This is a genomic window from Thalassospira sp. MCCC 1A01148 (genome assembly GCF_001613795.1).
Taxonomy (GTDB): Bacteria; Pseudomonadota; Alphaproteobacteria; order Rhodospirillales; family Thalassospiraceae; genus Thalassospira.
In genome coordinates, this window is sequence record NZ_LPVZ01000022.1 from 238,787 (window position 1) to 256,685 (window position 17,899).

Below are 17,899 nucleotides of genomic sequence, written 5' to 3' on the forward strand. Positions count from 1 at the left end.
ACAAATGCGTTTTGGGGAGAAAAACAGTGCTGATGGACGCAACACGTTCAAGTTTGCTGATAATCGACGTTCAGGAAAAGCTCTATCCGGCTTGTCAGGAGCCCGAACAGATCATCGCCAATTGCTGTTTTCTGGTGAAATGTGCCAATCGCCTTGGCGTGCCGGTGACGGTCACAGAACAGTACCCAAAGGGGCTGGGGCATACCGCCAAACAGATTGTCGAACTTCTTGAAAAGCCCGGTGATTGTTCAGACGGCGGAAATGTTGTTTCCAAGGTCGCTTTTTCCGCCATTCCTGCTGACGGTTTTATCGAGAAGATGGAAGAGAACACGGGCCGGGACCAGGTGGTGGTCGCGGGCATGGAGACCCATGTCTGTGTTTTGCAGACCGTCATGGATCTGATTGAACGCGGGCGCGAGGTATATGTGGTGGCCGATGCGGTGACATCGCGTAGCCAGCAGGACAAGATTTTCGGGCTTGAGCGGATGCGTGATGCCGGGGCAAAGATCGTGACCCGTGAAAGCGTGATGTTCGAATGGCTGCGTGTGGCCGGAACGCCCGAGTTCAAGGAACTGAGTGCGCTGATTAAATGAGTTCGCCTGCAAGGAAAGATACCGGGCACGCCGATGGTGATGGCGTGCCCGTTGTGTTTTTGTCAGGGATGCTGGCCGATCAGCGCATGTGGCATCCGGCAATTGCCGCCCTTGGCGATCTTGACGATCCTGACGACCTAGCCAAACCCGGACTGATCCCGGTATTTTGCGAGTTGTTTGATCAGGACACAGTTGCAGACATGGCGTCTGCAGTACTCGATACCGCACCTGATCGCTTTGCGCTGGTGGGGATGTCGATGGGCGGGTATACCGCCTTTGAAATCCTGCGCCAGGCGCCGGAAAGGATCACTCACCTGATGCTGGTCAATACAAGGGCAACAGCCGACAGCAATGCGGTGCGACGGCGGCGTTTGTTGCTGTCGCGGATTGTCGCGGGCAAGACGCCGTTTGTTGCGGTCAATGACGGGATGCTTGATGAAATGCTTCATCCCGATAACCGCAATGATGCGGCGCTCGTCGGATTGCTGAAAGCCATGGGGGATGCATGTGGGGCAGGGGTGTTCAAGCGGCAAAATAATGCCGTAGCGCGCCGCCCGGACAGTATGGCCGATCTTGGCGATATCGCCGTGCCATGCAGCGTTCTGGTCGGTACGCATGACCGGATTATCAGCCCGGAAAGCCACCGGGACATGGCCGAAGCCATTCCCGGTGCGACTTATCACGAGATTGCGGGGGCGGGGCATTATGTGCCGCTTGAACAACCGCAGCTTTTTGCGCGTTGTCTTGTCGAACTTCTTGGGCGTTAGCAGCTTGGCAAGAACGGGCTACAGTGCCTGTCACCGGTCTTGAGCATGTTGCGCGGGAAAAGCTGGTGAACGATGACATCAGCATTACCGTCGATCTGTTCGGCAAGCTGATCGTTGTTAAAGTGTCCCCGGGTTTCCGAGATGATCTTGTCACCAACGCAGAAGCCAAAGCGAACAGACACATTGCTGTTGGGGTCACGTGTGCCCACTGATTGTGGATCGGTACACAGTTTGCCGCGCATTGTCGCCTGTTCCGGGGCGACGACAACGACCAGACGGCTTTCCGGTTTGATCGTTACATTGTCCTCGGCGTCAGCCGGGTCGGTTACGAAATACAGGCGCGGGTAACCATGGTTTGACAGGGCATCCGTCCAGAAATCGTCCGGGAAGGTGTTATCAGCATCAACCACTTCAAGCATCATGACATCATTTGGTGCGCCAGCGGACCTGAAGCTTTCGACTTCGGAAACGTTATAGTTCGCGCGCTCGATTGCGGCGATGCTACACCCGGCCAGCAACAGGGCCCCGGTAGCCGCCGAGGCCAATGACAGAAAACGATTGGCCGTGTTTTTCATAAGCTTAGGTGTCTTCGAATTCATTGGAATGTTCCTTTGATGTATTCGACCATCATTCGCTCAATGACCTAGATATTGTCTGAAAACGTCCAAAGTCACGTCCGACACGGCTATTTTGCAACTTTAAAGTGACATTATTCACAAGCGGCTACTAAAACACGGCGGGATGACCGGGGCCAGCTGGCGGTTTTGCCGTTCGGTCAGGCGCAGAGCAAAACCGCTGTGCGATCTTTAGAAAACCGACCGGCCAATGGCGCGGATCAGTATTTCCAGCGCGCGAATGCCAGCAGCCGAATTGCCCCGCTGATCGAGGCGTGGCGACCATACGCAGACCGAAAATTCACCCGGAACCACGCCAATAATACCGCCGCCGACGCCGCTTTTTGCCGGTATGCCAACCGTAAAGGCAAAGTCGCCAACCCCGTCATACATTCCGCATGTCAGCATTAGTGCGTTGATGCGACTGGTTTCTTCGGCCGTAATAACAGGTTTGCCATCCATGCCCACACCCCGGCAGGCCAGAAAGCGACAGGCGCGTGCCAGTTCGCGGGCGGTCATTGCGACCGAACACTGTTTGAAATAGGCGCGTACAACGTCTTCGACAGGATTGTCGAGTTTTCCGAAGCTTTTCATCAGATAGGCAATGGCACGGTTGCGATCACCGTGCTGGTCCTCGGACAGATAAACATCGTTATCAACGCGAATATCGGGATTGCCGCAAAGCTGCCCGAGAAATTCGGCAACAGATCGATCCGGGTTCGCATAGCGCGACGTGATCAGATCAGCGACCCGGATGGCGCCAGCATTGATAAACGGGTTGCGCGGTATGCCGTTTTCCTGCTCGAGCTGGATCAGGGAATTGAAGGCAGAACCGGACGGTTCGCGGCGCACGGCCTGCCACAGGTTGTCACCATGGGCGCGCTGGGCCAGCACAAGCGCGAACATCTTTGAAATGCTTTGAATGGAGAAGGGCAAATCGGCGTGGCCGATGGCAAATTCCTGTCCATCGATGCCGCAGATGACCATGGCAAAATGATCATCGGGCACATCCGAAAGAGCGGGAATGTAATCAGCCTTGCGGGCAGTGGCGAAATCTGCCCTGGCAACCTCGTCAGCGATCTGTCCAAGGATGGCAGCATAATCGTGAGACACTATGCGATCCTGTCTTTTTACGGTTGGGGAATGCGGACAAAAAACCCGGCACAACTGGCCGGGTTTTGTCGATAGTTTTGCGTGCTGATCAGACGTCGATATCCTCGACGAAGCGGGCATGTTCCTGAATGAACTGGAAACGCAGTTCCGGCTTTTTACCCATCAGGCGGGTCACCAGATCCTTGGTCTGACCACGTGCATCCGGTTCCGCTGCATCTGGCAGGGTAACGCGCAACAGTGTACGTTTTTTCGGGGCCATGGTGGTTTCACGCAGCTGGGCCGGGGGCATTTCACCCAGACCTTTAAAGCGGGAAATCTCGACCTTGTTGCGGTTCTTGAACTCGCTTTCGATCAGGACTTCTTTTTCGGCATCATCCATCGCGTAGACCGATTTGCCGCCCTGAGTCAGACGATAGAGCGGCGGCATCGCAAGATACAAGCTTCCGCTTTCGATCAGACCGGGCATTTCCTGATAGAAGAAGGTCATCAGAAGGGACGCGATATGCGCGCCATCGACGTCGGCATCGGTCATGATGATGATGCGTTCATACCGCAGGTCATTATGGCGGAAATCGGACCCGGAACCGCAGCCAAAGGCTTCGATCATGTCCTTGATTTCCTGGTTGGCCATCATCTTTTCATAGGTCGCCGATGCGACGTTCAGGATCTTGCCGCGCAGTGGCAGGACGGCCTGCGTTTCGCGGTCACGGGCCTGCTTGGCAGAACCACCTGCGGAGTCACCCTCCACCAGGAAGATTTCAGTGCCCGCCGCGATGGAACGTGAACAGTCGGCAAGCTTGCCCGGCAGACGCAGGCGACGGGTGGCCGACTGACGCTTGGTTTCTTTTTTCTCCTTGCGGCGCTGGCGTTCTTCGGCGCGCAGGATGATCCGTTCAAGCAGACGCTTGGCGTTTTCAGTGTCCCCGGTCAGCCAGTGGTCAAAGTGGTCACGGACCGCGGTTTCAACCAGTTTGGTTGCACCCTGTGTGCCGAGCTTTTCCTTGGTCTGGCCCTGGAACTGTGGATCGGGGATAAAGACCGAAAGCATGATGCAGCCGCCGCCAAAGACATCTTCGGCGGTGATGGCCGATGCCTTTTTCTGGCCCAGCATATCGCCATAGGCCTTGATCGCCTTGGTCAGGGCATAGCGGAAGCCGGCCTCGTGCGTGCCGCCAAGCGGGGTCGGGACGGTGTTACAATAGGAATGGAAGTAACCTTCGCCGCTTTCGGGCCAGCCAACAGCCCATTCGACACGACCGGCACTGTCAGCGAACTTGGCTTCGCCTGCGAACGGGCGGTCGGTGACAAGATCGCGGCCCTCAAGGGTCATTTCCAGATAGTCGAGAATCCCGTTGGGGAATTTCAGGACTTCCTGCTGCGGGGTCGGATCGTCACTGGTCAGAAGCGACGGGTCAACCGACCAGCGGATTTCAACGCCCTTGTACAGATAGGCCTTGGAGCGCGCCATGCGGAAGATGGTCGCTGCCTTGAGCTTGGCACGTGCGCCGAAAATCTCGGGATCGGGTTTAAAGATAACCGTGGTGCCGCGGCGATTGTTGATCGCGCCGCCATCCTGCAAAGGACCAAGCGGGGTGCCTTTGGAATATTCCTGAAACACCATTTTGCGGTCACGGCAGACTTCAACGCGGAACTTTTCGGTCAGCGCGTTCACCACAGACATACCAACACCGTGCAAACCGCCCGATGTCTCATACGCCTTGCCAGAGAACTTGCCACCCGAATGCAGGGTGGTCAGGATGACTTCAAGCGCGGATTTGTCCGGAAATTTCGGATGCGGGTCGGTCGGAATACCGCGCCCGTTATCGCGCACCAGCACCGTATTGTCTGGCTGCAGTTCCAGTTCGATCCAGTCAGCGTGGCCTGCGACCGCTTCGTCCATGGAGTTATCGAGAATTTCCGCGACGAGATGGTGCAGTGCTGCATCATCGGTGCCGCCGATATACATACCGGGGCGTCGACGGACGGGCTCAAGGCCCTCGAGAACTTCAATATCCTTGGCGGAATAGGCTTTGTCGGTGGACTGGTTTGAATCTTCAAAAAGGTCGGTCATGCCCCGGAACGCAACTTCTTTTATTGTGTTAAAACAAGGCCCAATACCGTATATCTGTTCTTCGATATTCAGGGCTTGGAAGCCTTGGCGCTAAACGAGTACCATATCTTTGTCGGTTCGTACCATAGGATCGGTGCGCAACGACCATAAAAATGTGTTTTTGAATCCAATGCAAGTGGTGGTCGCCAAATCCGACCATATTTTCGCAAAGCCAGGATGCAGAAAACCGCGACCGGGAGGTCCAATAAAAAAATGACATGTCGAAACAGACATGTCGCAAACAGGAGTGAGCCTGATGGCGACAGATAAAGAGCAATCCCTTTTTGCGGAAAGCACCATGCCGCGCGGTGATTTGTGTACCCGCACCCTTGCCATGCCCAAAGATACAAACCCCAGTGGTGATATTTTCGGTGGCTGGCTGATGTCGCAAATGGATATTGCCGGTGGCGTGCTGGCAAGCCAGATTGCCGAAGGGCGTGTTGCGACCATCGCAGTCGATGGCATGACATTCCACCGTCCGGTCTATGTCGGCGATACCGTTTGTGTGTATGGCGATATTGAGCGTATCGGTAATACATCGATGGTGCTGCATCTTGAAAGCTGGGTGCTGCGCAAGAATCAGCCGCCGCGCATCAAGGTGACCGAAGCGACCTTTACCTTCGTTGCCATCGACGCCGAAGGCCGCCCGCGTCAGGTCCGCCGTGACGAGGCAGAAGCCTAAGCCAAACAGGGCCAGACCAGGCCAAATTCAGGAGCCCCGCCATGCAGAGCCGCGCCGTGTCCCATTTGATGACCCGTCTGGTTTTGGTTGGCGGGGCTTTGTTCTTTTCGATCACTGCCCATGCCGGGGAAGCCGATGTGGTTGCCGCCACGGCGACCAAAACCGGCGAGAATACCTATCGGTTTGACGTGACCGTGGCGCATGACGACACCGGCTGGGATCATTATGCCAATGTCTGGCAGGTGATCGGGCCGGATGGCGCCATTATTGGGGAACGGATTCTGGCCCATCCGCATGTCAATGAGCAGCCCTTTACCCGGTCTTTGTCCGGTGTTTCCATCCCGACCGATATCACCGGCGTTACGCTCAGGGCCGGTGATCTGGTGCATGAATTTGGCGGAGCGGAGCTGTATCTTGAATTGCCCTCAGAGGTCGGCCAGACGGTGACTGTTTCGGATTAAACGGGCAGGCAAAGCGCGATCAGGCCCATGGCCGGTTCGGCAAGGGTCAGCATTCCGATCGCAATCAGTGTGCAGGCAATCATCTTCCTAATGAAATCTCCCGCATAATCACGTGTTGCTGAACGTTTCAGGAAGCTGATGCCAAGGGCGGCAAAGACGACGGCGGGCAGGGCGGCAAGCGCAAAGCAGGCCATGAACAAACCGGCCCTGGCAACAGTGCCCGTCATCATCGCGGTCAGAAGCGCGTTATAGACCATCGCACAGGGTGTAAGTCCAAGTGCCGCGCCGAGCGAGAACTTACCAATCCCGGCCCGGATTGCATGGGGCGTGATGTTCGGTGATTGAAAGGTTTGCTCAGCTGGCGACGTGTGCCCAGTGGCAGGGATGCCTGCCAGCGCCGGGCGCAGGGTGGTTTGAAACAGGAATTTCGGGATCAGATGGTCAAGGTGGTGGAGTGCCGGTGCAATGCCGATCACGGCCAGCCCGGAATAGATCACCACCAGACCGGCAAGTACACGCAGCACCGATTGCCAGCCCGCTGTGACCAGGAGGGCGTCAAACGCGCCGCCAATCCCGCCAACAAGCAGGCCTGCAAGAATATAGGTCGTACTGCGTCCCGCCTGCATCAGGACAAGGGCGCGGAATTGCCGTTTTGCCGGACCTTTATGCAGGCCGCATGCGGCAAGGATGTTCGAGGCAATTGCCCCGCACATCCCCGCGCAATGCAGGCTGCTGGCAAGACCCAGCAAAAGGCCGCTGATGATCACATAACTGATCGACATGGTGACATGTCCTGATGGGTGTCGATCAGATCAGCATTTTGCCGGGCAGCTGGCGTCGTTCTTTTCCGGCGGCAGATTGATGCCCGGATTGCCGTCAAAGAAGCCCATCGGCATCAGCTTGAACCCGGTGGTGACACAGGGCTGAACCGGGAAGTCTTCCATGCGGACCTGATGGTGCAGGCCAAAGACATGCCACATAACCAGATCGGTATTCTGAAGCGCACGGTCCTTTTTGATGAAATCGGTAAGCCCGCCCCGGCCATCGGAATGGTTCATGAAATCACCAGCGGGGAAGCGTTCCTCCGGATCGTAGGCGGTGAACCAGACATGGTTTTCAATGAAGCTTGCGCGTTTGCCCGATGGATATTCCGGGTTGATAAACGGGGTGACGCAGTTGGTGGCATCAAGCTTATAGCCCACCGGACGGCCGGTTTTGCCAAGCTTGTTGGGGTTAACGACTTTCCAGTAGCGCTGCGAGGCCGGGTTGGTTCTGCGTGCCGCAGCCAGTTCGGATTCGAGCACAGTTTCCTTTTCAAAGAACGCGTTGCCATATGGATTTTCCGGTCCGGGTTCCTCGGCAAAAGTATTGCATTCGACCGGACTGTTGCCATAGCCATCAATCGCCATATCAAGCCGCGCACACAGGATGTGCTGATGGATCTGACCGGCAACACCCGGTGAAACTTCAACGGCATATTTGCCGGGCTGACCGGGCAGGCAGGCAGCGGTGTTGATGATGCCGGTTGCCTTGACCTCAAATTCGATCATGCCGTCAAGGAACAGGTACCAGTACAGCGCATATTCATAGTTGCCGACGGTACAGATGGTGGAAATCACCAGCTTGGCGTTGCGGCGGCTTTCGGTGCGTTCGGTGCGGAAATCCATATGTTTCCACAAAAGGCCAGCGTCCTCTTCGTGGATGCAGATGGCATTTTCAATCGTCCAGGGTTCGCCATTCATCGTATTGAGGGTCACATCAAGATACTTGATCACACCAAGGCAGTCACAACCCAGTGTCAGGGAATTGGCCAGCTTGCCGATGCCATATTCACCGATATCAAAGACGTTTTTGCGATAATGGCCGTTATCGGGGCTGCCATAGGGCACGGTCATTTCAACGATGGAGGCACGATGGACAATCGGGCGGCCATTGAACTTGATGTCATGCAGGGTCAGCGATTCACGGGCGTTGAAACCGATCACCAGTTCCCAGTTGCGCCAGGTAATCTTGTTGCCATCCATCTTGAAGTTCACACCTTCGGGCTGAACAACATTGATCGGTTTGGCCTTGGGCTGGAATTCGTCCTCTTCGAAGAAATCGGCTTCGTAGTTCACTTCGGCCTCGGGGATGGGCGCGCCGCCGTAATCATCAACCCGAATGACTTCCTTGGACAGCAAGTCGACAACCGCATTCAGGCCCTCGATCGGGTTGGCATAGAAGTTGGAATTTTCGCGTTTGCGCAGCCAGCAGAATACGTGGGCCAGATGGCGGCCTTCTTCGCCGGGCTTGCCGAAATTGCCCGCTGACCATGGATCGACGCAGACCATGGACATGTCGGTGATGCCGCGTTTTCTGCAGGCTTCGATGAAGGTCGGGTCGGAACAGACGATTTCCTCGATCTCGACAAACTGTTCAAGCTGGATCATCGGGCGTTTGCCCGGCAGTTCCTGGGCCGAGATGATCTTTTCAGCGTCCAGATCAAGAACAAGCTTGGTAACGCTGACCTTGGTGGAATCAAAGACGTTTACCCGTGCCTTTCGCGCAATCGGATCGCCGGGCTTGAAATCAGCAAGTTCGCTCTTTTCGGGTTCCATCAATTCGATGGTTTCAAACAGGGTATTGTCACCATAAGGCGGGTCTGCACGCACGATGTCGGCGACCTTGATGATTTCCTCGGCCGTAAGGGGCTGAAGCGGGTGGGTGACTTCGACCTTTTCACTGCTGCAACATTTATCCATTCTTTTTCTCCCTGATGAAGGTGTCTGATCACGGGCCGGGGCGAACCAGCCGGGCACAGGTATTTGACAACCGCGTTGGTGGCGCGGAGGGGGGTGAATGGACGTTGTTCCCTAGACTTCAGGCAGATGCCGAAAAACGCGTTTGACCATCGGGGGATGTCGAATAAGCGCGATTTCCCTGATCGGCGGTTTTAATTTTTTCTATTTCCAAAACGCTAGCCAAAGTGCACGGGCCTGTATTTGACATTTGGTGCCAAAATGACCTGTGTGGCTGGCATCAGACGGGCAGGTGTCGTTCAATTGGCACATCAATTGAATGCATTGATGTGTAACTGCCCATGGAATGGATAACCCATGAAACGTGTTTCGGGTGCCATTGACCGTTCGGTTCTAAACAGCGTGATGGGAATGCTTGGTGAGTCCGGCATCGATCATGTGGGGCTTTCTGCGCGTGCGGGTCTTGCCGGGGCGGGGCTCTTCATGTCGCCGCAATCAACGCCCTTGATGATATTTACCACGATGCTGGAGCTGGCCTCGGACGCGACAAACAATCCGGCATTGGGATTATTCCTTGGCGATACATGGGGTTATCGCGGTCTTGGCAAACATGCCGAGATGGTTTTGACCGCACCGACCCTTGGTCACGGACTTGAAAAATTCGCGCGATTTTTCCCGACCCTTCAGGGCAGCACATCTTTTTCACTGTCGGTCGAGGATGGTCAGGCAAAGCTTTCTTATCGTATTGCCGAGCATGCCGTACGTACCCGAACGCAGGATGCGATATTCAGCGAAGCGTCATTTCACTCGCTGTTATCAGCAGCACTGGGCGATGGTTGGCAGCCCAACTGCATTGATTTTGAACACCGAAATGACCGTGGATTAGGCATTTTTCAGAATCATTTCAAATGTCCGGTGCGTCTGGGTCAGCGCGAAAACGCCCTTTTCCTGCCAGCGCATCTTTTAAACAAACCGATGAAAAACGCCGACCCGGAGCGTCATTGGCAACTGGTCAATGAATTCCAAACCCGCGCCGAACGCCTGAAACAGAATGTCGATCTGCCAACCGCGACCAAGGCGTGGATTGTGGCAACCCTTTGCCGTCATCGTCAGATTGATGTCCATGACGCGGCCGATGAGTTTTCCATGAGTCTGCGCAGTTTCCAGCGCGAACTTGATCAGGAAGGCACGAGTTTTCGCAAGATTCGTGAAGAGGTGCGCGGTGGTATTGCCAGTGACATGCTGCGTCTGACCGAACTTCCGATCCCCGATATCGCCGAACATTTGGGATATAGCGAACTGTCAGCATTCAGTCGCGGCTTCAAGGCGATGACAGGGACATCGCCGGGACAATTCAGACGGCAGCTTTCGGATGCCACTTCTCATGCATAGTCCGAGAAACCAAGCTTTCTAGATATTGGCGAGAATTGGATCTTCGCGTCCCAGGATGCGGGCGATCACCGTGCCATTATTATCGGATCGATAATAGATTGTGTTTGAACCAAACACGCAGCGCCGATAGCCGGGGCGTATGGCGTCTATTGCCTGATATATTGATGGAGCCTGCGCGATGCTGTCGAACTTATCGAACAGGGCATCGAAATAGATATCAGCCTGTTTCTGGCCGAAGGTTTCAATGCCATAGCGATAGATCCGTTTGATATCGTCTTCTGCGCGTTTGCTGAGACGATAGGACGGCATCAGGCAATTTCCGCTTTGACAGCGCTACGGATATCTTCCTTGGTCACGTTGGAAAGACCGCTTTCTTCTGCTTCGATCAAAGCACCGCGAATGCGTTCGATTTCGGCCATGCGTTGCTGTTTCTCGCGCAGGGCTTCGCGGACGATTTCGCTATCAGACGCGTACTGACCAGTCGCAAGCTGGGTTTGAATCCATGCTTCCTGCGTTTCAGTCACTGTGATGCTTTTCTTGATCATCGGGTCATCTCCCCGCACGTGTGTTCCTACTTTATCCTACCACGGGCGACCTTTGCGGCGCAATTGGCGGAATATAGCGGAAGCATTTTGTCGCGCGGGCAGGTTTGGTGGCAGATTTCTACCAGCTTTCCTTGGCAACGCGGATGAAGTTTTGGCCCATGATTTTATCGACGTCATCGGCTGAATAACCGGTCGAAATCAGGGCATCTGCAAGGGCAGGGAGTTTGCGCGGGTCGAACACCGCAGCCCCACCGGCCGCAGGGCCATAGCCACTGGCTGCGGGCCAATAGAAGTCCTTGTCCACCCCGTCCGGGAAGTCATTGGTCCCGGCGACGGAGGGCATGGTATCAAGCCCGATGCCAACGTGATCAACCCCGACCAGATCAACCGCATATTTGATATGGCGGATCATGTCGGGGACTTCCGGTGCGTTTTTGGATTTAATGAAACGCTGGAAGCCGCAAATGCCGATCACACCACCGGTATCGGCGCACGCCTTGATCTGTTCATCATCGATGCAGCGTTCATGACCCCCCAGTTCCCTGGGATTGGCGTGGCTGAAAACGACCGGCTTGGAAGATACCCGCATGATATCAAGCGAGCTTTGCCGCCCGGTGTGGGAGCAATCCATGATCATGCCGCTATTATTCACAGCCTTGACCATCTCGACACCAAGATCGGTCAGCGGGATATCGACATCATGACAGCCCCCGGAGACCGAATTGTTGCGGTTATAGGCAAAGTGGATCTGCTTGACGCCAAGCTTGGCAAAGACCGGCACCATTTCTGGCATGTCCTGAAGCATGACAGAGCCTTCCAGATCAAACCCGACGCCGAGCAGCCCCTTGGATTTGGCAATCGCCAGATCCTCGAAACTTTCGATCTGCATGTATTTGTCGGGGTGGGCGGCGATCTTGGCGCGGAAGGCGGCGATCACGCGCAGGATATGGGCAATGCTGTTCATATCCATGCCGACATTGACGCAGACATAGTCGATATGACCGGCGACATAGGTATCAAGCAGGTCTATCGGCGTCTTTTCATCAAGCGGCAGGCAGGCATGGGCATCCCAGGTGAATGCGGGGATGTGTTGTCGCTTGTAGTTCGCAAGTTTGCTGTCGGCGGGGGCGAAGGGCGTTGCGAAGCTTAGTGTGGTGGCAGAAGTCATGGTTTCTCCGGTCAGTCCCAGTCAACAAAGCTGTCGATGACAGCGCGGTCATAGCCGCCAGCAGCCTTGTAAAGCTGTTGGGAATAGGGGTGTTCAAGTCTGCCATCTGCCAGTTGGCTGGCCGTGGCGCGTTCGACGATGCGGCCATGGTTCATGATGGCGATATCGTCGCACATATGGGCCACCACGGCGAGGTCGTGACTGACCATAATGTAGGTCAGGCCAAGTTCCCGGCGCAAGCGTGACAGAAGATTAAGGACTTCGGCCTGAATGGATACATCAAGGGCCGAGGTCGGTTCATCGAGCAACAGGATCTTGGGTTCAAGGATCAGGGCGCGGGCAATCGCGACACGCTGGCGCTGCCCACCGGAAAGCTGATGGGGATAGCGGAAGCGGAACGAGTTATCGAGCCCGACCTGATCAAGGGCCTGCACCACGCGGATATCGGAATCGCCAAGCCCGTGGATATTGACCGGTTCGGTCAGGATGCGGTCGATGGTGTGGCGCGGATGCAGCGACCCGAACGGGTCCTGAAACACCATTTGCGCAAGGCGATAGAATGTCTTGTCGCGCGTGGGACCAAGTTCCTTGTTATTGACAAGGATCTGGCCTTCCCAGTCATCGACCAGACCGGTGATGGTGCGCAGCACCGTTGATTTGCCCGAACCCGATTCACCGACCAAACCGAAAGAGCCGTTCTTCGGGACCTTGATGTCGACATCCTTGAGAACGTGGTTGTCGTCAAACCAGGCATTGAGTTTGTTGATTTCAATCATGTAACTACCCCTTACCCTTCGGCCCAGCTTGCTTCGCGTTCAAGGATCGGCAGATCAGAATGATCGCCATCCATTTTCGGCAAGCAGTTCAAAAGCCCCTTGGTGTAGGGGTGTTTGGCTTCGTGCAGGGCGGATGCCTTGATTTCCTCGACCACGTGACCCTGATACATCACCAGCACACGGTCGCAGAAGCTTGAAACCAGTTGCAGGTCGTGGCTGATGAAAATCAGCGCCATGCCCCGATCGCGCACCAGATCATCAAGGATCGCCATCACCTGAAGCTGCACGGTGACATCAAGGGCCGATGTCGGTTCATCGGCAATGATCAGTTCAGGATCGGGGATCAGCATCATGGCGATCATGACGCGCTGTCCCATACCGCCGGATACTTCGTGCGGGTAGGAGTTAAACACGCGCTCCGGATCACGGATTTTAACCGCATCAAGCATATCAATCGCGCGGTGGCGGGCTTCCTTGGCATTCACCTTGTGGTGTTCGCGGTAGGCCTCGATGATCTGATCGCCAATGGTCATGACAGGGTTCAGTGAGTATTTCGGGTCCTGCATGATCATGGAAATGCGCGCACCGCGCACCTTGCGCCATTGTTTGGGCGTAAGGTTTGCCAGATCGACATCATGAAATTTCAGCTGATCGGCGGTGATCTTGCCGTTGGCCGCAGTCAGGCCAAGAATGGCGCGCCCGGTCTGGGATTTGCCAGACCCGGATTCGCCAACGATACCAAGCCGTTCACGGCCAAGGTCGAACGACACACCACGCACGGCATGGACATCGCCCTTGGGCGTGTTGAAGGTGACTTCGAGGTTTTTGACCGACAGAAGGGTTTCACTGGACATGATCAATCGCCTCCACGCGGGTCAAGAACATCACGCAGGCCATCACCCAGAAGGTTGAAGCCAAGGCTGACGATGAAGATGGCAAGACCCGGAACCGTGGCCACCCACCATTGTTCAAGCAGGAACTGACGACCATCGGAAACCATCGCGCCCCATTCAGGCATCGGCGGCTGTGCACCAAGGCCGAGGAAGCCAAGACCAGCAGCAATCAGGATCATGCCCGCCATATCAAGCGTGACACGCACGACGAGCGAGCTGATGCACATCGGCATGATATGACCGGAAATCAGGCCCATGTTTGATGCACCCTGAAGACGTGCCGCTTCGATGAAGTCTGATTTGCGCACCGTAATGGTTTCTGCACGCGCGATACGGGCATAGGGCGGCCATGCGGTAATTGCGATGGCAAGAATGGCGTTTTCCAACCCCGGTCCAAGCGCCGAGACGAATGCCAGTGCCAGGATCAGTTTCGGGAAGGCCAGAAAGATATCGGTGATGCGCATCAATGTGGCATCAACCCAGCCCCCGAAATAGCCCGCAGCCGTGCCGACCAGAAGACCAAGCGGGGCCGCGGTAATGGCAACAAGTGCCACAATCAGAAGCGTATATTGCGCGCCATAGATCAGACGCGACAGGATGTCGCGGCCCAATTGATCCGTACCGAACCAGTGTTCGGCGCTGGGCGGTTGAATACGGTTGGTAAGATCAGCTGCCAAGGGGTCATACGGTGCCAGAAGCGGGGCAAAGATCGTTACCAGAATAAGGCCGATGACAATCGAAAGTCCGATCATGGCAAGACGGTTTTCGGTGAACTTGATCCAGCCCAGCCATGCGCGGCCACATTTGGCCTGCCAACGTGATTTTGGCGTGTCGGATGTCAGCCATTGTTTCAGGCCGGTTGGCGGTGTTTGCGAAGTATTTGTCTGTGTTGTCATGGTTATCTCCGCGCTCTGGGGTCGAGCAGGCGGTAGAGCACGTCAGAAAGCATGTTCACGCCGATAAAGACCGCACCCACAACAATCGTGCCACCAAGAACTGCGTTCATATCGGCATTGAGCAATGAGTTGGTGATGTAAAGACCAAGGCCCGGCCATGCGAAGATGATTTCGGTCAGCACCGATCCTTCGAGCAGGTTGGCATAGGAAAGCGCAATCACGGTCACCAGCGGCACCATGACATTGCCAAGGGCATGACGCCAGATGATGCGGTGTTCGGAAATGCCTTTGACCCGGGCGGTCAGGATGTATTCCTGACTCAGCTGTTCGAGCATGAAGGACCGTGTCATGCGCGCGATATAGGCCAAAGAGAAATAGGCCAGGATCGAGGCGGGCAAGATAATGTGCGAGACCGCATTCCAGAACAGATCCATGTCGCCTTCGATCAGGGTATCAACCAGCATCAGACCGGTCGTCGGTTCGATGAAATCGACATAGAACGAATCAAGGCGTCCCGGACCAGCGACCCAGTCAAGCTTCATGTAAAACACCAGAAGCCCCATCAGACCCAGCCAGAAGATCGGCATCGAATACCCGGCAAGACCAATCACGCGAACGACGTGATCAGGCCATTTGCCCTTGTTGATGGCGGCAAACACGCCAGCAGGGATGCCAAGCAATACACCGATAATGGTTGCAAGGGTTGCCAGTTCAAGCGTTGCCGGAAACACGCGCTTGATATCATCAAGCACGGAATTCGATGTCAGCACCGACTGACCAAAATTGCCCTGCAGGACATTGGAAATATAGATAAAGAATTGCTGCCAAAGCGGCAGGTTAAGACCCATTTCCTCGCGCACGCGGTCATAGACCGCTTGCGGAGCACGGTCACCAACCGCGGCCAGAACCGGATCAATCGGCAAAACACGACCGATCAGGAAGGTGACAAGCAGCAGGCCAAAGAATGTAATGGCGAGTGAAAATACCAGCCGCAGGACAGTTGCCGCGTGGCCGGAAGCGAAACGGGCGCGGTTGCGCCCGTCCCGTTTATTGCGATTAACAGCGGACATTACGACCGTTGTCTCCTTCGTCGAGATTAGTCTTTGGTGACGTAACGATAATAGTTGTTATCGAATGACGGTCCGAGGACGAAGTTGTTCACATTGCCGCGCATGGATGCGATCTCGGTTTCCTGGAACATGATCACGAACGGACCGTTTTCCAGAACTTCTTTCTGAAGATCGACATACATCGCTGCACGTTTGGCATCGTCGCGCTCAAGGGTGGCGGCATCGGTTTTAGCCGTCAGATCACCGGCATCCCAGGAGTTACGCCATGCAAGCGGCTTGGCATCGGCATCAGCCGAGTTATCCGGGTTCCACGCGAAGGTCGATGCGTTGGTGTGCGGATCCTGATAGTCCGGGCCCCAGCGACCGATATAGATATCGTGCTGACGTGCGCGGTACTTGGTCAGGGTCTGTTTGCCATCGCCCGGAATGATTTCCAGATTGATGCCAGCCTGTGCCCAGGTTGCCTGAATCGACTGTGCCATTGCCATGATCGAGGTGGTGTTACGCGTATCCATGGTCACGCTGAAACCGTCCGGGTAACCGGCCTCGGCCAGAAGAACTTTGGCTTTCTCGATATCAAGCGAGTAGGGGTTCTCGTTATAGGCACCAAGGAAACCTTCTGGCAGGAATGCCTGATGGATCTGCGAACGACCAGCCAGGATGGTTTCGGAAATGCCCTTGTAATCGACAAGGTATTTCAGGGCTTCGCGGACTTTCGGGTTCGACAGATATTCATTTTTCTGTGACAGACCGAGATACCAGAGCGCGCCTTTGCCTTTGGAAAGCAGCTTGATGTCGTCATTGTCGGAAATGGCGGCCAGCTGATCGGCTTCGAGGTTACGGGCGATGTCGATATCGCCTTTTTCAAGCAGAAGCTGCTGAGCTGCGGCTTCCTTGACGCTCTGAATGATGACGCGCTTCATTGCCGGCGCGCCGTCCCAGTAATCTTCGTTGGCGGTCAGGCTCAGGCTTTCACCTGCAGTCCATTTGTTCAGCTTGAACGGGCCGGAACCGGCATAGTTGGTTTTGAGCCATTCATGACCAAGGTCACCGTCGACCTCGTGGGCAAGGACTTCTTCCTTGTCGACAACCGCACCAACGCCTGCGGTCAGGCAGTAAAGCACGAAGCTCGGTGCGTAAGGTTTGTCGACTTCCATGACGAGGGTGGAATCGTCCTTGGCATAGATCTTTTCCTTGACGTTTTCGGCGGTGAAACCGAACTGGCCGAGGATAAAGGCCGGCGACTGATCCAGCAGGATCACACGCTGCAAGGAGAAGGCGGCGTCTTCGGCGGTCAGGTCATTGCCCGACGCGAATTCGATACCGTCGCGGATTTTGAAGGTAAAGGTCTTGCCGTCTTCCGAGACGTCCCAGCTTTCGGCAACGACACCATAGATCTTCGACACGTCGTCATTGTCGAAACCGATCAGGCGGTCATAGGTGTTCCCGGCATATTCAGCACCCGAAAACTCGAAAATTTGAGCCGGATCCAGCGTGATGATGTCATCAATGGCAAACGCCATGACAAGGGCATTTTTCGGCGTTTCCGCCTGCGCCATCATAGGTGCGGTAGCGAGCGCGGTCCCCATGACCAGCCCTGCGATAAATTTGCGCATGATGCGCCTCCCGTTTGTTGTTGTGGGACTGCAGGCCACTGGGCGGGCTGATAGGCGATCGATTGGATTGGCCAAAAGAAGACAGGGTCAGGCTTGTAGCTATCCGGGGTTCGGTCGACGCCTTCAGGCCCGAAAATTTGTGGGGCGGCCTGCAGGTGTTCGCTTAGTGCCTGTGAAGCTGAGCATAATTTATACGATTAATCAATGACCAGTCGGTCAGGATTGCTGTCTAAATGTTCAAAAGACAGAATCTGCGGCCAAACTGTTGATTTGCGGTTGTGTGATGCGTTCATTGCTTCACCCCGGCGGCTATGGCGATGTCGTTACCGGAAAATCAGGGTGAGAAACAAAAAAGCGCCAGCGGAAAAACCGTGGCGCTTTTTTTGTACGTCATTCCCAATCAGGGAGGGAATGGCGCGAGTGACGAGACTTGAACTCGCGGCCTCCGGCGTGACAGGCCGGCGC

The 17,899-nt window shown here is 55.4% G+C and carries 18 protein-coding genes; 5 read left to right on the forward strand and 13 right to left on the reverse strand.

From position 1 onward, the window contains the following. The first annotated feature begins 32 nt into the window (after positions 1–32). Together AUQ43_RS18590 and AUQ43_RS18595 are read left to right on the forward strand one after the other, a co-directional pair. Positions 33–593, forward strand: a complete 561-nt coding sequence (locus AUQ43_RS18590; protein WP_062957800.1) for a hydrolase — start codon at positions 33–35, stop codon at positions 591–593. Then, positions 590–1,360 carry an alpha/beta fold hydrolase gene (locus AUQ43_RS18595; RefSeq protein WP_062957801.1) on the forward strand — a complete coding sequence of 257 codons (771 nt, stop codon included), beginning with the start codon at positions 590–592 and terminating at the stop codon, positions 1,358–1,360. Before AUQ43_RS18590 ends, AUQ43_RS18595 begins: the two co-directional genes overlap by 4 nt. Here AUQ43_RS18595 and AUQ43_RS18600 read toward each other — a convergent pair. From AUQ43_RS18600 to parE, 3 genes are all read right to left on the reverse strand, one after another. Further along, positions 1,357–1,959, reverse strand: coding sequence for a hypothetical protein (locus AUQ43_RS18600; RefSeq protein WP_147250448.1), 603 nt, complete (start codon positions 1,957–1,959; stop codon positions 1,357–1,359). The genes AUQ43_RS18595 and AUQ43_RS18600 overlap by 4 nt on opposite strands. Positions 1,960–2,166: 207 nt before the next feature. Then, positions 2,167–3,087, reverse strand: coding sequence for a glutaminase (locus AUQ43_RS18605; protein WP_062957803.1), 921 nt, complete (start codon positions 3,085–3,087; stop codon positions 2,167–2,169). 88 nt (positions 3,088–3,175) lie between these two features. Beyond that, positions 3,176–5,158, reverse strand: coding sequence for a DNA topoisomerase IV subunit B (parE, locus tag AUQ43_RS18610; protein WP_062957804.1), 1,983 nt, complete (start codon positions 5,156–5,158; stop codon positions 3,176–3,178). Between the two features lie 295 nt (positions 5,159–5,453). Between parE and AUQ43_RS18615 the strand changes: the two genes are divergently transcribed. Next, complete coding sequence (locus AUQ43_RS18615) at positions 5,454–5,879, forward strand: acyl-CoA thioesterase (RefSeq protein ID WP_062957805.1); 426 nt, start codon at positions 5,454–5,456, stop codon at positions 5,877–5,879. Positions 5,880–5,920: 41 nt separating this feature from the next. Beyond that, positions 5,921–6,340 carry a hypothetical protein gene (locus tag AUQ43_RS18620; protein WP_084272165.1) on the forward strand — a complete coding sequence of 140 codons (420 nt, stop codon included), beginning with the start codon at positions 5,921–5,923 and terminating at the stop codon, positions 6,338–6,340. Here AUQ43_RS18620 and AUQ43_RS18625 read toward each other — a convergent pair. Both AUQ43_RS18625 and AUQ43_RS18630 read right to left on the reverse strand, forming a co-directional pair. Continuing rightward, the gene (locus AUQ43_RS18625; RefSeq protein ID WP_062957806.1) at positions 6,337–7,122 is read right to left on the reverse strand and encodes a sulfite exporter TauE/SafE family protein; all 786 of its coding nucleotides are present in this window, start codon (positions 7,120–7,122) and stop codon (positions 6,337–6,339) included. The genes AUQ43_RS18620 and AUQ43_RS18625 overlap by 4 nt on opposite strands. Before the next feature lie 30 nt (positions 7,123–7,152). Further along, positions 7,153–9,081 carry a primary-amine oxidase gene (locus tag AUQ43_RS18630; protein WP_062957807.1) on the reverse strand — a complete coding sequence of 643 codons (1,929 nt, stop codon included), beginning with the start codon at positions 9,079–9,081 and terminating at the stop codon, positions 7,153–7,155. Between the two features lie 354 nt (positions 9,082–9,435). On the opposite strand from AUQ43_RS18630, the gene AUQ43_RS18635 reads away from it, so the two are divergent. Then, positions 9,436–10,470, forward strand: coding sequence for an AraC family transcriptional regulator (locus AUQ43_RS18635; RefSeq protein WP_062957808.1), 1,035 nt, complete (start codon positions 9,436–9,438; stop codon positions 10,468–10,470). Between the two features lie 18 nt (positions 10,471–10,488). Here the strand turns inward: AUQ43_RS18635 and AUQ43_RS18640 are convergent, their stop codons facing one another. The 8 genes from AUQ43_RS18640 to AUQ43_RS18675 form a co-directional block, all read right to left on the reverse strand. Further along, the gene (locus AUQ43_RS18640) at positions 10,489–10,779 is read right to left on the reverse strand and encodes a type II toxin-antitoxin system RelE/ParE family toxin (RefSeq protein ID WP_062957809.1); all 291 of its coding nucleotides are present in this window, start codon (positions 10,777–10,779) and stop codon (positions 10,489–10,491) included. Beyond that, positions 10,779–11,015, reverse strand: a complete 237-nt coding sequence (locus AUQ43_RS18645) for a type II toxin-antitoxin system ParD family antitoxin (protein WP_062957810.1) — start codon at positions 11,013–11,015, stop codon at positions 10,779–10,781. Before AUQ43_RS18645 ends, AUQ43_RS18640 begins: the two co-directional genes overlap by 1 nt. Before the next feature lie 118 nt (positions 11,016–11,133). Then, positions 11,134–12,183 carry a dipeptidase gene (locus tag AUQ43_RS18650; protein ID WP_062957811.1) on the reverse strand — a complete coding sequence of 350 codons (1,050 nt, stop codon included), beginning with the start codon at positions 12,181–12,183 and terminating at the stop codon, positions 11,134–11,136. Between the two features lie 11 nt (positions 12,184–12,194). Beyond that, positions 12,195–12,959, reverse strand: coding sequence for an ABC transporter ATP-binding protein (locus AUQ43_RS18655; protein ID WP_062957812.1), 765 nt, complete (start codon positions 12,957–12,959; stop codon positions 12,195–12,197). Positions 12,960–12,970: 11 nt separating this feature from the next. After that, on the reverse strand, positions 12,971–13,813 hold the full coding sequence (locus AUQ43_RS18660; protein ID WP_062957813.1) for an ABC transporter ATP-binding protein: 843 nt from the start codon (positions 13,811–13,813) through the stop codon (positions 12,971–12,973). Between the two features lie 2 nt (positions 13,814–13,815). After that, entirely contained in the window at positions 13,816–14,748 is a 933-nt protein-coding gene (gene nikC / locus AUQ43_RS18665; RefSeq protein WP_062957814.1) for a nickel transporter permease, read from the reverse strand. Between the two features lie 2 nt (positions 14,749–14,750). Beyond that, entirely contained in the window at positions 14,751–15,818 is a 1,068-nt protein-coding gene (locus tag AUQ43_RS18670; protein WP_084272166.1) for an ABC transporter permease, read from the reverse strand. Positions 15,819–15,844: 26 nt separating this feature from the next. Further along, positions 15,845–17,434 (reverse strand): ABC transporter substrate-binding protein, encoded by a 1,590-nt coding sequence (locus AUQ43_RS18675; protein WP_062957815.1) that lies wholly within the window; start codon positions 17,432–17,434, stop codon positions 15,845–15,847. Between the last annotated feature and the right edge of the window lie 465 nt (positions 17,435–17,899).